Here is a 14122-nt window from a genome sequence, read left to right as displayed (position 1 = left end):
GACCATGTATGCATATGACGAAATCGACCGTACGTTCCTCAATGAGCGCGTCTCCGAATTCCGTGACCAGGTCCAGCGCCGCCTCTCAGGCGAACTGACCGAGGACGAGTTCAAGTCGCTGCGCCTGATGAACGGCGTCTACCTGCAGCTCCACGCCTACATGTTCCGCGTTGCTATTCCCTACGGCACGCTGTCGTCGCGCCAGCTGCGGCGGATGGCCCATGTCGCCCGCAAGTATGACCGCGGTTACGGCCATTTTACCACGCGCCAGAACATCCAGTACAACTGGATCAAGCTGTCAGAGTTGCCGGATGCGATGGAGGACCTCGCCGAGGTCGGCATCCACGCGATCCAGACCAGCGGCAACTGCGTGCGCAACATCACGACCGATCAGTGGGCCGGCGTGGCGCCGGAGGAGATCGAGGATCCGCGGATCTGGGCGGAGGTGCTGCGCCAGTACACCACGCTGCATCCGGAGTTCTCGTTCCTGCCGCGCAAATTCAAGATCGCCATCACCGCTGCCGATCACGACCGGGCCGCGATCGCGATCCACGACGTCGGCCTGCGGATGCTCAGGAACGACGAGGGCGAGCTCGGCTTCGAGGTCCATGTCGGCGGCGGCCTCGGCCGCACGCCGTTCATCGGCAAGGTCATCAAGCCGTTCGTCCACGCCCACGACATCATCAGCTATGTCGAGGCGATCCTGCGCGTCTACAACCAGTACGGCCGCCGCGACAATATCTACAAGGCGCGCATCAAGATCCTGGTGCACGAACTCGGCGCTGAGACGTTCGCCCGGGATGTCGAGGCCGAGTGGGCAGAGATCCGCGAGAGTGCCCTTCGCATCGACGATGCCATGGTGGAGGACATCCGTTCGCGTTTCACCTATCCGGTGTACGAGAAGCTTGCGGACGAGCCGGCCGAACTGCTCAAGGCGAAGGACGATCCGCGGTTCGCAGCCTGGCTGCAGAACTCCGTCGCACGGCACCGCGAGGCTGGGTATGCGATCGTGACGTTGTCGCTGAAGCCCGTCGGTGGCCCCCCGGGCGACGCCACCGCCGAGCAGATGGATGCCGTTGCCGACCTCGCGGACCGCTACTCGTTCGGCGAAATCCGTGTTGGCCACGAGCAGAATCTGGCGCTGCCGCACGTCGCCCAGCGCGACCTGCCGGCGCTGTGGCGGGCGCTCGACAAGATCGGCGTCGCCACGCCGAACGTCAATCTGGTGTCCGATATCATCGCCTGCCCCGGGCTCGACTATTGCTCGCTCGCGAATGCGCGTGCGATCCCGATCGCCCAGGAACTGACCAAGCGATTCGCCGACCACGAGCTCGCGCGGATGATCGGCAAGCTGCATGTCAATATTTCCGGCTGCATCAATGCCTGCGGTCATCACCATGTCGGCCACATCGGCATCCTCGGCGTCGAGAAGAACGGTGAGGAGTTCTACCAGATCACGATCGGTGGCCGTGCCGACGAGAAGGCGACGCTGGGCACGCTCATCGGTCCGGCGGTCCCCTATGACGACGTCGCCGATGTCGTCGAGGACGTCGTCGAAGCCTATCTCGCGCTGCGCGCGCGGCCGAGCGAACTGTTTATCGATACGGTGAAGCGCCTCGGCGTCGAGCCGTTCAAGGAGCGTGTCTATGCCACTCGTTAAGGACAATGCCGTCATCGCGGACGATTTCGTGCGGGTGGCCGACGACGATGCCATTCCCAGCGGTGCCGTGCTGCTGCCGGCGGCGCGCTTCCTGGTCGATCCCGAAGGCGTCCTGAAGCGCAACAGCAAGATCGGCGTGATCTGGCCGAACAACAAGCCGATTGCCGAGCTCGCGCCCTACCTCGACCGGCTCGCGGCCGTGGCGCTGGTGTTTCCGACGTTCCGGGATGGCCGGGCCTATTCGCAGGCACGGCTGCTGCGCGAGCGGTTCGGTTATGCCGGCGAGATGCGTGCCACCGGGCAGGTGCTGCGCGACCAGTTCGTGTTCATGCTGCGTGCCGGCTTCGATGCCTTTGAAGTCAAGAAGGACAGCGACGCGGCGGCGTTCGCCAAGGTGGCGCAGCGCTATTCGGTGTTCTATCAGCCGACCGGCGATGGCCGTCTGACGGCGTCACGCCGCAGGCTTGCCGATCAGACGGAAGGCGTGCGGCTGTGAGCACGGTGGCGTCGCAGATCGATCAGGCCGGCGCGGCAGGCGCGCAGCGGCTGCTGCCGCAGGCGGCGGATCTCGACCGGCTGCTCGCGGATGCGGCGCCGGCGGCCGTCGTCGAAGCCGCGCTGAACGTGATCGGGCGTGAGCGGCTGGCGGTGGTGTCGTCGTTCGGGTCGGAGTCCGCGGTGCTGCTCAAGATCGTCGCTGATGTCGATCCCGCGATCCCGGTGGTGTTCCTCGATACCGGCTGGCTGTTTCAGGAGACACTGGATTACCGCGATGCGCTGACGAAGCAACTCGGCCTGCGCGACGTGCGGACCATTCATCCGTTGCCGGATGCGCTGGCGGCGCAGGACGCCGAGCGCGAGCTGTGGTTCTCGGATCCCGACGCATGCTGCCGCATTCGCAAGGTCGAACCGTTGATCCGCGCGTTGCAGCCGTTCGACGGCTGGCTCAACGGGCGCAAGCGCTTTCAGGGCGGTCTGCGCACCGCGATGTCGGTGGTCGAGGCCGACGGTGCCCGTCTGAAATTCAATCCGCTGGCCAATGCCACGCCGCAGCAGCTCGCGGACATCTTCACCGCGGCGCAGTTGCCGCCGCATCCCCTTGTCGCATCGGGTTTCCGCTCGATCGGGTGTATGCCTTGCACCAGTCGCAGCGCGGCAGACGAGGATTCACGTGCGGGCCGCTGGCGCGGCCGCGGCAAGACGGAATGTGGTATTCACACCACCTCGACTTCCTAGCATGTTGCTCCCCCTTCGCCGGGAAGAATGAAATCCGGTTTCGTTGACTTGCAGGACGATCTCCCGGAGTTTGATCCGCGCTGTCGATGACGAAGATGTTGTCGAGCTGAATGGAGACTGAGATGCTGCGTCGTATTCTCCCCGTCATCGCGGGTATTGTCTGGGCGGGGTCGGCGTTCGCTGCCGATTTTTCCTTGCTGAACGTGTCGTACGATCCGACGCGTGAGCTCTATGTCGATTTCAACAAGGCGTTCGCTGCGGCCTATCAGAAGGAAGCGGGCAAGAGCGTCGAGATCAAGCAGTCGCACAACGGCTCGGGCGCGTCGGCGCGCAGCGTGATCGACGGTCTGCAGGCCGATGTCGTGACGCTCGCGCTCGCCTACGACATCGACGCGGTCGCGGCCAAGGGGCTGCTCGACAAGGACTGGCAGAAGCGCCTGCCGCAGAATTCGTCGCCGTATACCTCGACCATCGTGTTCCTGGTCCGCAAGGGCAATCCCAAGGGCATCAAGGACTGGGACGACATCATCAAGCCGGGCGTCAGCGTCATCACGCCGAACCCGAAGACCTCCGGCGGGGCGCGCTGGAACTACCTCGCGGCCTGGGGTTACGCGTTGAAGAAGTTCGGCTCTGAAGACAAGGCGAAGGCCTTCGTTGCCGACATCTTCAAGAACGTCCCGGTGCTCGATACCGGCGCGCGGGGCTCGACCGTGACCTTCGTCGAGCGCGGCGTCGGTGACGTGCTGCTGGCCTGGGAAAACGAGGCTTACCTGGCTGTCAAGGAATTCGGCAAGGACAAGTTCGAGATCGTGGTGCCGTCGGTGTCGATCCTCGCCGAGCCGCCGGTCGCTGTGGTCGACAAGGTCGTCGACAAGAAAGGCACCCGAGCGGTTGCCGAGGCGTACCTGAAGTATTGGTACACCAAGGAAGGCCAGGACATCGCCGCGCGCAATTTCTACCGGCCGCGGGATTCCGAAGTTGCTGCGAAGTACGCCGATTCCTTCGCCAAGGTCAGCCTGTTCACCATCGACGACGTGTTCGGCGGCTGGACTAAGGCGCAGAAGGACCACTTCTCCGACGGCGGCGTGTTCGACCAGATCTACAAGAACTGACATTGAGGCCTGGGGCGCCGCCGGTTCCGGCGGCGATCCCATCGCAGGGCAGAGGGCATCGTGAGCGGAGCATCGAGACGGAGCGTGTTGCCGGGGTTCGGCCTGACCATGGGCGTGACCCTGACGTGGCTCTCCATCCTCATCCTGATTCCGCTCGCGGGCCTGTTCGTGAAGACGACGGAGCTGTCGCTGGCGCAATTCATCGCCGTCGTCACCAGCCCGCGCACGCTCCATGCGCTGGCGGTGTCCTTTGGCCTCGCGTTCGCGGCGGCGCTGGTCAATCTCGTCGCCGGGGTCATCGTCGTGTGGGCGCTGGTGCGCTATCGTTTTCCCGGCAAGCGCCTGTTCGATGCCATCGTCGACATTCCGTTCGCGCTGCCGACCGCGGTCGCAGGCGTGGCACTGTCGGCGCTGTTCGCCCAGAAGGGTTGGCTCGGGGCGCCGCTGGCGGCGCTCGGCATCAAGGTGGCGTTCACGCCGCTCGGCATTTTCGTCGCGATGATCTTCATCGGCATTCCCTTCGTGGTGCGCACCGTGCAGCCGGTGCTGCTCGACCTCGAGGTGGAGCTCGAGGAGGCGGCCGCGAGCCTCGGCGCCAGCCGCTGGCAGATCATCAGCCGTGTCATTCTGCCCAGCCTCACCCCCGCCATCCTCACCGGCTTCGCGCTGGCGTTCGCCCGCGCGGTCGGCGAGTACGGTTCGGTGATCTTCATCGCCGGCAACCTGCCCAACGTGTCGGAGATCGCACCGCTGCTGATCGTCATCCGGCTGTCGGAATTCCGCTATGCCGACGCCACCGCCATCGCGGTGGTGATGCTGGTCGTCGCCTTCCTGATCATTTTCATCATCAATCGCATTCAGCGCTGGGCGCAGCTGCGCGCCGCGGCCGTTCATTGATCGCCCATGACCCTGATCGCAACCAATCCATCCCCGACCGAAGCCAGCGCCCCGCCGTTCGACGGCGGCCGGCCGCCCGTGGTGCGCGTCGCCCCGCTGGCGCGCCGCGATGCGCGAACTGAGCCGCGCTGGGTGCGCCTCGCCATCATCGGTTTCGCCGTCGCGTTCCTGTCGATCTTCGTGCTGTTGCCGCTGATCCTGGTGTTCGCCACGGCGTTCTCCAAGGGCGTCGGCGAGTATCTGTCGGCGCTGTCGGGATCGGAGGCGCTGGCGGCGATCCAGCTGACGCTGCTGACGGCGCTGATTTCGGTCAGCCTCAACCTGGTGTTCGGGCTGATGGCGGCCTGGGCGATCACCAAGTTCGAGTTCCCCGGCAAGACCTTTCTGATCACCCTCATTGACCTGCCATTCTCGGTCAGCCCGGTGATCTCTGGCCTCGTGTTCGTGCTGCTGTTCGGCGCGCAGGGTTATCTCGGCCCCTGGCTGCAGGCGCATGACCTGCAGATCCTGTTCGCGCCGCCGGCGATCATTCTGGCGACGACGTTCGTGACGTTTCCGTTCGTGGCGCGGGAGCTGATCCCGCTGATGCAGGAGCAGGGGACGCAGGAAGAGGAGGCGGCGATCTCGCTTGGCGCCTCGGGCTGGCGGACATTCTGGCGCGTCACGTTCCCCAACATCAAGTGGGGCGTGCTCTACGGCGTGCTGCTGTGCAACGCCCGCGCCATGGGCGAGTTCGGCGCTGTGTCGGTGGTCTCAGGCCATATTCGCGGCGAGACCAACACCATGCCGCTGCTGGTCGAGATCCTGTATAATGAATATCAGCTGGTGGCCGCGTTCGCGATCGCGTCGCTGCTCGCCTTCCTGGCATTGATCACGCTCATCGTGAAGACCGTGCTGGAAGGTCGTCTCGCAGAGGAAAAGCCAAGTGACCATTGAAGTCCGCAACCTGGTAAAGAAGTACGGCGCATTTGCCGCGCTCGACAATGTCGATCTCAAGGTCGACACTGGCGAGCTGCTCGCGCTGCTCGGCCCCTCGGGATCCGGCAAGACCTCGTTGTTGCGGATCATCGCGGGCCTGGACTGGCCGGATTCCGGCACCGTCAGCTTCGATGGCGAGGATGCGCTGTCGCGCGGCGCCGGCGAGCGCCATGTCGGCTTCGTGTTCCAGCACTACGCCCTGTTTCGCCACATGAGCGTGTTCGAGAACGTGGCGTTCGGCTTGCGCGTGCAGCCGCGCGCCGTGCGCAAGAGCGAGGCGGACATCCGCAAGCGCGTCAAGGAGCTTCTCGATCTCGTCCAGCTCGACTGGCTCGCCCACCGCTATCCCAGCCAGCTCTCTGGTGGCCAGCGCCAGCGCATCGCGCTGGCCCGCGCGCTGGCGATCGAGCCGCGCATCCTGCTGCTCGACGAGCCGTTCGGCGCGCTCGACGCCAAGGTCCGCAAGGAGCTGCGGCGCTGGCTGCGCCAGCTCCACGACGAGATCCATGTCACGTCGATCTTCGTCACCCATGACCAGGAGGAGGCGCTGGAAGTCGCCAACCGCGTGGTGGTGATGGACAAGGGCAAGATCGAGCAGATCGGCTCGCCGAGCGACGTCTACGACAATCCGGCGACCGCTTTCGTTCACGGCTTCATCGGCGAGTCCATCGTGCTGCCGGTCGATGTCGTCGACGGCCAGCTGCGGCTTGGCGACAAGGTGCTGGACCTGCAGGCGCAGGGCGCGGCGGCCGGCCCGTCGAAGCTGTTCATCCGCCGCCACGACGTCGTCGTCGGTCCGGCCGGCTCGGGGTCCCTGGAGGGAGCGGTGAAGCATGTGCGGGCGTTCGGCCCGACCCAGCGCGCCGACGTGGCGCTGCGGGCCAATGGCGACGAGACCCTGATCGAGATCGATGCGCCGCGCGACCGCGAGCTGCGCCCCGGCGACATCGTCGGGCTGCAGCCCAAGCGCTACCGGATCTTCGGCGCGCAGGCCTGACTGTTCCGTCGGTTCCGGTCCTAGCGCCGGCTGCCGGCGGTCGGCGTTCACTTTTCAGCCACGGTTGGTGTGCAACAACCCGTCCGGAGTCGATGATTTCGGGCGGGGGTAGACGGAATGTTTCGCGCAATGATCGCGGTCTCGGTTCTGGCCGGGATTTTTGTGCTGAGCGGCTGTGCGAGCGACCGTGATATTCCCCCGGAACAGCCTGCCTTTTATCTGAGCATGGCCCATGGCGGGGCCAAGGTCGACGCGGCGGTCGCCGCCTCGATGATCTCAGGCTATCGGCGGAACAATGGCCTCGGCGCGGTCGAGGTCGACCCCGTCCTGATGCAGGTCGCGGAAGCCCAGGCGATGGCCATGGCGACCCGCAACAAGCTCGACCACAATGTCACGGGATCGCTTGGCCAGCGGGTCAAGGCGGCGGGCTACGACGCCAAGGTGGCGGTCGAGAACGTGTCGGCCGGCTATCATACCCTGGCCGAGGCATTCTCGGGCTGGCGGGACTCGCCGCCGCACAAGGCCAACATGCTGAACAGCGGTGTCACAAAACTGGGCATCGCGGCGAGTTATGCTCCGAATACCAAATACAAGGTGTTCTGGGCGCTGGTTCTGGCCGCGCCCGACGCCCGATAACTCGGGTGTGAAATCAATCCCACGGGAGCTGATTGACGGCATCGGGAACTGACGCCACGCTGAGACCTGGATCATTTCAATCGTTGGCTTGCATGGATTCGCTGTCGTCCCCGTCGTCATCGCCGTCTCCCGCCACGACCCCCGCGCAGGCCCAGCGCGTTCTCGTGCTGCAGGGGGGCGGGGCCCTGGGATCCTACCAGGCGGGCGCCTATCAATCGCTCTGCCGCCACGATTTCGAGCCGGACTGGGTCGCCGGCATTTCCATCGGTGCGATCAACTCGGCGATCATCGCCGGCAACCCTCGCGAGAAGCGACAGGCGCGCCTGCGAGAGTTCTGGGAACTGGTGTCGTCCCCGGTGCCGTGGCAGCCGCTGATCGGCGGCGATCGCGCCCGCCTCGCCTTCAACGAAACCAGCGCGGCGCTGATCGCGACGTTCGGCGTGCCCGGTTTCTTCATGCCGCGGGTTCCGCCTGCGCTGCTGTGGCCGCCCGGCAGCGAGCAGTCGCTGAGCTTCTACGACACCGCGCCGCTGCGCGAGACGCTGGAGCGGCTGGTGGATTTCGATCGCATCAACGCCAGGAAGACCCGCCTGAGCGTCGGTGCGGTCAACGTCCGGACCGGCAACTTCACCTATTTCGACAACACGCGCCAGGAGATCCGGCCCGAGCATATCATGGCGTCGGGCGCACTGCCGCCGGGCTTTCCGGCGGTCGAGATCGATGGCGAATTCTACTGGGACGGCGGCGTCGCCTCCAACACCCCGCTGGACTACGTGCTCGACGAGGAAACACGCGCCGACCTGCTGATTTTCCAGGTCGATCTGTTCAGCGCACGGGGACGGTTGCCGTCGACACTGCTCGAGGCTTCCGAGCGCGAGAAGGACATTCGCTATTCCAGCCGGACCCGGCTGAATACCGACATGAACAAGAAGATCCACAACACCCGCCTCGCGCTGCGCAACCTGATCGCCAAGCTGCCGGCGAATCTCAAGAACGATCCCGATGTCGCCCTGCTCAACGAGGCGGCCAAGGAGAACACCGTTACGGTGGTCCACCTGATCTACAAGAGCAAGAATTTCGAGACATCGTCGAAGGACTACGATTTCTCGAATTTCGCCATGCGCGAGCACTGGGCGGCCGGCGAGCACGACGTCGACTGCTCGATGCGCCATCCGGAATGGCTGCAGCGCCCGCAGAACGGCGAGACCATGGTGACCTACGATCTCATCGGCGATGAACCCCTCATGCCGGATGATACAAAGGAGTGAATGATGGCGGACTTGAAAGGCAGGACGGCGGCGGTCACCGGATCGACCAGCGGCATCGGGCTCTCGATCGCACGCGCGATGGCGAAGGCCGGCGCCAACATCGTCATCAACGGCATGGGCAACATCGCCGACATCGAGAAGGAGCGTTCGGCGATCGAGACCGATTTCGGCGTCAAGTGCGTCTATTCGCCGGCCGACATGACCAAGCCGGCGGAGATCGCCGAGTTCGTCGCGCTCGGCGAGAAGACCTTCGGCTCGCTCGACATTCTCGTCAATAACGCCGGCATCCAGTTCGTGTCGCCGATCGAGGAGTTCCCGATCGAGAAGTGGGACGCGATCATCGCCATCAACCTGTCGGCCGCGTTCCACGCCATCCGTGCCGCCGTGCCCGGCATGAAGAAGCGCCAGTGGGGCCGCATCATCAACACCGCGTCGGCTCATTCGCTGGTCGCCTCGCCGTTCAAGTCGGCCTACGTCTCTGCCAAGCACGGCATCGCCGGTCTGACCAAGACGGTGGCGCTGGAGGTGGCGACCTCCAAGATCACCTGCAACTGCATCAGCCCGGGCTATGTCTGGACGCCGCTGGTCGAGCGCCAGATCCCGGAGACGATGAAGGCGCGCAACCTGACCAAGGAGCAGGTCATCAACGACGTGCTGCTCGATGCGCAGCCGACCAAGGAGTTCGTCACCGCCGACCAGGTCGCCTCGCTGGCGCTCTATCTCTGCGGCGACGACGCTGCCCAGATCACCGGCGCCAACCTGTCGATCGACGGCGGCTGGACCGCCGAATAAACCTGCGACGATCATCCCGTCATGCGCGAAGGCCTGCCCCGGCGACGGGGCAGGCCTTCGTCATTCAGATCTGCGCTCGCTTAGAGCGGGGTGGATGCCTTGCCGAACACGAACACATGCAGGCCGAGGCGGCGGCGGGTGATCCAGAACAGCAGCGCGGTTTCGAACACCAGCGACAGCGAGGTCGAAGCCGCGGCGCCATAGCCGCCGTAGCGCGGCACCAGGATGAAGCACAGTGCCACGTTCATGGCGAACGAGGTGGCGTAGGCCATCGCGCAGTAGTGCTGGTGTCCCAGCATGTTGAGCAGCCGCTCGACCGGGCCGATCGCCGCGCGGACGACAAGGCCGATGGCGGCGACGAACATGATGCCATAGCCGTCGGTGAACTGGCCGCCGAACAGCCACAGCAGCGGCTTGCCGAGCGCGAGCAGGACCAGCGTGGCGGCGAGAGAGGGCCAGAACGTCCACTTGATCGCGTAGGCGACATAGGCCGACAGCCGCTCGGTATCGCCGGACGCGTGATACTGGGTGAAGCGATGCGCCGTCACCGCCGACATCGCGTAGTGGATGAACGACACCAGCGCCAGCGTCTTGACCACGGCGAAGTAGACGCCGACCTCTTCGGACGAGCGGAACTGCTGCAGCATCAGCACGTCAGTGTAGGACAGCAGCAGGTAAAAACTCTCGACCAGCAGGATCGGCAGCGAGACGGCAAGCCAGCCCGGCACGTCGTGGGTCTTCGGCCCGGGCTCGACCGTGGTGGCGAGGCGGCGGTTCAGGGCGATCATCTGCCCGGTCATGGCGATCCACACCGCCGCGGCGCTCGCAAGCATCGCTTCGGTAGCGGTGAGCGCGAAGCCGAGGCCGAGCGCGCCGGCGGTGAAGCCGATGATCAGCGACTGGCGCACCACGAACTGCGGCATCAGGCCAAGGCGCATCCAGTCGTGGGAGCGCGCGAGGCCGTCCTGGACGTTGGCGACGACGAAGGCGGGCAGCGTCAGGCAGCCGACATAGAGCGGCACCACGGTGTCGGCGCCGATCCACGGCGACAGCAGCCAGACGAGGCCCGCGGCGAGCAGCGCGAACACGATGGCGACGGCGAAGGTCAGCCAGCGCGATCCGGACAGGAAGCCGCGCAGCAGCGCGGTCTGGCCGGCGGCGCGGTATTCGGGAATGAGCTTCTGGGCGGAGCCGGCGATGCCCAGGTCCATCATGCAGCCCAGCAGCAGCACCCAGGTCCAGGCGTAGACGTAGATGCCGTAGTCGGAGCCGCCCATCCAGCGCGCCAGCAGCACCTGGGAGAAGTAGGCGAGGCCGGCGCTGAACACGCGGATGATGAATACGGTCCCGGCCAGCCGCTTGGTGACGGACGCCTCGTGCGAACCGCCACTGAACAGCCCGCGCACGCGTGCGATCAGGCTCGTCCGGTCCAGAGTCGTGGTTTCTGTTTCGATCACAGCCAAAATCGTTACCCCGCCGGCCCGCATGCGGCCCGGCGAGGTCTATCAACCCTTCGTTAAGATTCGGTTGGGACTGGGTATCCGGGGAACCCGGCCACTCAGTCCTCGGTCGCCTTGAACCGCGCCAGTCCCTTGAGCGCGAAGGGGGCGACGAGGGCGATCAGCGCCACCCCGAGCAGTGTGGCCGAGATCGGGCTCTGCAGCAGGGTCATCGGGTCGCCCAGGCTGATGGACAGCGCACGGCGGAGCTGGCTCTCGGCGATCGGCCCGAGGATCAGGCCGACCACGACCGGAGCGATCGGAAAATCGAACCGGCGCATCAGGAAGCCGAGTACGCCGAAGCCGGCCAGCATCGACAGCTCCACCACGGACGGCTTGGCGGCGATGGTGCCCATGGTCGCGAATACCAAAATACCAGCGTAGAGCCAGGGCTGCGGGATCGCCAGCAGGCGCACCCACAGGCCGACCAGCGGCAGGTTGAGCACCAGCAGCATGCCGTTGGCGATGAACAGGCTGGCGATCAGCCCCCACACCAGATCGGGCCGCTCGGCGAACAGCAGCGGCCCCGGGTTGAGGCCATATTGCTGGAAGCCGGCCAGCATCATCGCCGCGGTGGCGGAGGTCGGCAGGCCCAGCGTCAGCAGCGGCACCAGCGTGCCGGCGGCGGAGGCGTTGTTGGCAGCCTCCGGGCCGGCGACGCCCTCGATCGCGCCCTTGCCAAATTCCTCGGGATGCTTCGCCAGCCGCCGCTCGGCGGAGTAGGACAGGAAGGTCGGGATCTCGGCGCCGCCGGCGGGCAGGGCGCCGATCGGAAAGCCGAACAGCGTGCCGCGCAGCCACGGCTTCCAGGAGCGCTTCCAGTCTTCCTTCGTCATCCACAGCGAGCCGCGCACCGGCTCGAGCTTTTCCTCGGTGTGGTGGCGGCGCGACGCCACATAAAGCGCCTCGCCGACGGCGAACAGGCCGACCGCCAGCGTCGTCACCTCGACGCCGTCGAGCAGCTCGGGCACCCCGAAGGCGAGCCGCGCCTGTCCGGTGAGCTTGTCGATGCCGATGAGGCCGAGGGTGAGGCCGATGAACAGGCTGGTGAGGCCGCGGACCGGCGAGTCGCCGAAAGTCGCCGACACCGTGATGAACGCGACGCACATCAGCGCAAAGTAGTCCTCGGGGCCGAACTGCACCGCGATGTCGACCAGCCAGGGCGCGAGAAAGGCAAGGCCGAGGGTGGCGAGCGTGCCGGCGACGAACGAGCCGATCGCCGAGGTCGCGAGCGCCGGGCCGCCGCGCCCCGCCTTGGCCATCTTGTTGCCCTCCAGCGCAGTCGCCATCGAGGCGCTCTCGCCGGGGGTGTTGATCAGGATCGCGGTGGTCGAGCCGCCATACATGCCGCCGTAGTAGATGCCGGCGAACATGATCAGCGAGCCGCCGGGGTCGAGCTTGTAGGTCACCGGCAGCAGCAGCGCGACGGTCAGCGCCGGGCCGATGCCGGGCAGCACGCCGACGGCGGTGCCAAGAAACACGCCGATCAGCGCATACAGCAGGTTGATGGGCTGGAGCGCGACGGCCATGCCGTGCGCCAGTGCCGCGAACGTATCCATCACAGCAGTCTTTCGATCGGGCCCGCGGGCAGGCTGAGTGTCAGCACGCGGTCGAAGGCGAGGTAGATCAGGAGGCTCAGCACGAAGGCGATGGCGAAATCGCTCAGCAGCGCGCGCCGCCCGAAGGCCGCGGAGGTGGCGACGAACAGTGCCGCGGTGGCGAGGATGAAGCCGCCGCCAAGGCCGATGATCGCGATCAGCAGCGCCAGGCCGCCGAGGATCAGCAGCACCGCGCGCGGATCGGCGCTCTCGCGCGGGGGCAGACGGCCTCGCAGCGCATCGACGAGGTTGGCGACGGCGAGGAGGCCGAGCCCGCACGCGATGACGATCGGCATCGCCTGCGGTCCCATGCCGTAGACCGTGTTGGCCTGCAGGCGGCTGGCGTCCCAGACGAGGAGGCCCGCGAGGAGAGCGAGCAGCGCCGCGATCACGAGGCCGGCCGGATCGGCGCGATGGTGCGTCGGTCCGGACGAAGGGGAGTCGGCGGAGCTCATGTCGCTCTCACGACTTGACGAGGCCGATCGACCTCAGCACATCGGTGACGCGCACGGTCTCCTTTTTCAGGAAATCGGCGAACGCATCGCCGCCGAGATAGGCATCGTCCCATCCCTTCTGCTTGAGCGTTTCCTTCCAGGCGTCGGACTTCACCATCTTCTCCACCGCGTCGGCGAGCACCTTGCGCTGCTCCGGCGTGATGCCGGGTGCGGCGACCACCGAGCGCCAGTTCGCCAGCACGAGGTCGATGCCCTGCTCCTTGAAGGTGGGGATGTCGATGCCGGGCAGGCGCTTCTCCGAGGTGATACCGAGCGCGCGCAGCTTGCCTGACTTGATCTGGCTCTCGTACTCGCTGAGGCCCGAAATGCCCGCGGTGACCTTGGCGCCCAGAATCGCGGCCAGCGATTCGCCGCCGCCGGAGAACGGAATGTAGTTCACCTTCTTGGCATCCGCGCCGATGGCGCCGGCGAACAGCGCCGCCATGACATGGTCGACGCCGCCGGCCGAGCCGCCGGCGAAGGTGACCTTGGCGATGTCGGCTTTCAGCGCCGCGGCGAGGTCCTGCGCCGTCTTGACCGGCGAGTTCGCCGGCACGACGATGACCTGGATTTCCTCGGTAAGGCGGGCGATCGGCGTCACCTGCTCCAGCGTCACCGGTGATTTGTTCATGGCCAGCGCGCCGACCATGACGAAGCCATTGACCATCATCTGGTTGCCGTCGCCCCTGGCGCCATTGACGAACTGGGCGATGCCGACGCTGCCGCCGGCGCCCGCGACATTGGTGACCTGGACGCTGCGGGCGATGCCGGCCGCCACCAGCGCCTGCTGCATGGCGCGGGCGGTCTGGTCCCAGCCGCCGCCGGGCGCCGCGGGCGCCATCAGCTTGAGTTCGAGCGGCTGCTGGGCGTGGCCCGCGATTGGCGCGACGAGGGGGGCGGCGGCGAGCGTCAGCGCAAGCATGGCGCCGGACAGGCGCGAGACGAACGGGATCAA

General features: G+C 66.2%; 14 protein-coding genes. 10 read left to right on the top strand and 4 right to left on the bottom strand.

Annotated elements, in window-relative coordinates; genetic code table 11:
* Positions 1-4: 4 nt before the first annotated feature.
* The 10 genes from JQ639_RS16470 to JQ639_RS16425 all read left to right on the top strand — a co-directional run bounded on the left by JQ639_RS16470 (position 5) and on the right by JQ639_RS16425 (position 9576).
* The gene (locus JQ639_RS16470; RefSeq protein ID WP_211966702.1) at positions 5-1660 is read left to right on the top strand and encodes a nitrite/sulfite reductase; all 1656 of its coding nucleotides are present in this window, start codon (positions 5-7) and stop codon (positions 1658-1660) included.
* A complete protein-coding gene (locus tag JQ639_RS16465; RefSeq protein WP_211966703.1) occupies positions 1647-2156 on the top strand; it encodes a DUF934 domain-containing protein in 510 nt (169 codons plus the stop codon). The genes JQ639_RS16470 and JQ639_RS16465 overlap by 14 nt, the downstream gene beginning before the upstream one ends.
* Positions 2153-2896, top strand: coding sequence for a phosphoadenylyl-sulfate reductase (locus JQ639_RS16460; protein WP_371745076.1), 744 nt, complete (start codon positions 2153-2155; stop codon positions 2894-2896). Before JQ639_RS16465 ends, JQ639_RS16460 begins: the two co-directional genes overlap by 4 nt.
* 122 nt (positions 2897-3018) lie before the next feature.
* The gene (locus JQ639_RS16455; RefSeq protein WP_211966704.1) at positions 3019-4008 is read left to right on the top strand and encodes a sulfate ABC transporter substrate-binding protein; all 990 of its coding nucleotides are present in this window, start codon (positions 3019-3021) and stop codon (positions 4006-4008) included.
* A 60-nt stretch (positions 4009-4068) separates the two neighbouring features.
* Positions 4069-4905 carry a sulfate ABC transporter permease subunit CysT gene (gene cysT, locus JQ639_RS16450; RefSeq protein WP_211966705.1) on the top strand — a complete coding sequence of 279 codons (837 nt, stop codon included), beginning with the start codon at positions 4069-4071 and terminating at the stop codon, positions 4903-4905.
* Between the two features lie 6 nt (positions 4906-4911).
* Positions 4912-5841, top strand: coding sequence for a sulfate ABC transporter permease subunit CysW (gene cysW / locus JQ639_RS16445; RefSeq protein WP_211966706.1), 930 nt, complete (start codon positions 4912-4914; stop codon positions 5839-5841).
* Positions 5831-6880, top strand: a complete 1050-nt coding sequence (locus JQ639_RS16440; RefSeq protein ID WP_211966707.1) for a sulfate/molybdate ABC transporter ATP-binding protein — start codon at positions 5831-5833, stop codon at positions 6878-6880. The genes cysW and JQ639_RS16440 overlap by 11 nt, the downstream gene beginning before the upstream one ends.
* Positions 6881-7009: 129 nt before the next feature.
* Positions 7010-7516, top strand: coding sequence for a CAP domain-containing protein (locus JQ639_RS16435; protein ID WP_371745077.1), 507 nt, complete (start codon positions 7010-7012; stop codon positions 7514-7516).
* Positions 7517-7608: 92 nt separating this feature from the next.
* Positions 7609-8784 carry a DUF3734 domain-containing protein gene (locus tag JQ639_RS16430; RefSeq protein WP_211966709.1) on the top strand — a complete coding sequence of 392 codons (1176 nt, stop codon included), beginning with the start codon at positions 7609-7611 and terminating at the stop codon, positions 8782-8784.
* Between the two features lie 3 nt (positions 8785-8787).
* Entirely contained in the window at positions 8788-9576 is a 789-nt protein-coding gene (locus tag JQ639_RS16425; RefSeq protein ID WP_211966710.1) for a 3-hydroxybutyrate dehydrogenase, read from the top strand.
* Positions 9577-9656: 80 nt separating this feature from the next.
* Here the strand turns inward: JQ639_RS16425 and JQ639_RS16420 are convergent, their stop codons facing one another.
* The 4 genes from JQ639_RS16420 to JQ639_RS16405 all read right to left on the bottom strand — a co-directional run bounded on the left by JQ639_RS16420 (position 9657) and on the right by JQ639_RS16405 (position 14089).
* Complete coding sequence (locus JQ639_RS16420; protein WP_249123169.1) at positions 9657-11039, bottom strand: oligosaccharide flippase family protein; 1383 nt, start codon at positions 11037-11039, stop codon at positions 9657-9659.
* 95 nt (positions 11040-11134) lie between these two features.
* Positions 11135-12634 (bottom strand): tripartite tricarboxylate transporter permease, encoded by a 1500-nt coding sequence (locus tag JQ639_RS16415; RefSeq protein WP_211966712.1) that lies wholly within the window; start codon positions 12632-12634, stop codon positions 11135-11137.
* Positions 12634-13128, bottom strand: a complete 495-nt coding sequence (locus JQ639_RS16410; protein WP_211966713.1) for a tripartite tricarboxylate transporter TctB family protein — start codon at positions 13126-13128, stop codon at positions 12634-12636. The genes JQ639_RS16415 and JQ639_RS16410 overlap by 1 nt, the downstream gene beginning before the upstream one ends.
* A 7-nt stretch (positions 13129-13135) precedes the next feature.
* Positions 13136-14089, bottom strand: coding sequence for a tripartite tricarboxylate transporter substrate binding protein (locus tag JQ639_RS16405; protein ID WP_371745095.1), 954 nt, complete (start codon positions 14087-14089; stop codon positions 13136-13138).
* Positions 14090-14122 lie beyond the last annotated feature (33 nt).

Origin of the sequence: Bradyrhizobium sp. U87765 SZCCT0048, assembly GCF_018131225.1 — a bacterium.
GTDB lineage: Bacteria > Pseudomonadota > Alphaproteobacteria > Rhizobiales > Xanthobacteraceae > Bradyrhizobium_A.
This window is presented reverse-complemented; position numbering and strand designations above follow the sequence as displayed.

What these genes read in the sequence shown, in the direction of transcription:
- JQ639_RS16470 (WP_211966702.1), top strand. Translation starts at nt 5, where the DNA reads ATGTATGCATATGACGAAATCGACCGTACGTTCCTCAATGAGCGCGTC.
- JQ639_RS16465 (WP_211966703.1), top strand. Translation starts at nt 1,647, where the DNA reads ATGCCACTCGTTAAGGACAATGCCGTCATCGCGGACGATTTCGTGCGG.
- JQ639_RS16455 (WP_211966704.1), top strand. Translation starts at nt 3,019, where the DNA reads ATGCTGCGTCGTATTCTCCCCGTCATCGCGGGTATTGTCTGGGCGGGG.
- cysW (WP_211966706.1), top strand. Translation starts at nt 4,912, where the DNA reads ATGACCCTGATCGCAACCAATCCATCCCCGACCGAAGCCAGCGCCCCG.
- JQ639_RS16435 (WP_371745077.1), top strand. Translation starts at nt 7,010, where the DNA reads ATGATCGCGGTCTCGGTTCTGGCCGGGATTTTTGTGCTGAGCGGCTGT.
- JQ639_RS16430 (WP_211966709.1), top strand. Translation starts at nt 7,609, where the DNA reads ATGGATTCGCTGTCGTCCCCGTCGTCATCGCCGTCTCCCGCCACGACC.
- JQ639_RS16425 (WP_211966710.1), top strand. Translation starts at nt 8,788, where the DNA reads ATGGCGGACTTGAAAGGCAGGACGGCGGCGGTCACCGGATCGACCAGC.
- JQ639_RS16415 (WP_211966712.1), bottom strand. Translation starts at nt 12,634, where the DNA reads ATGGATACGTTCGCGGCACTGGCGCACGGCATGGCCGTCGCGCTCCAG.
- JQ639_RS16410 (WP_211966713.1), bottom strand. Translation starts at nt 13,128, where the DNA reads ATGAGCTCCGCCGACTCCCCTTCGTCCGGACCGACGCACCATCGCGCC.
- JQ639_RS16405 (WP_371745095.1), bottom strand. Translation starts at nt 14,089, where the DNA reads ATGCTTGCGCTGACGCTCGCCGCCGCCCCCCTCGTCGCGCCAATCGCG.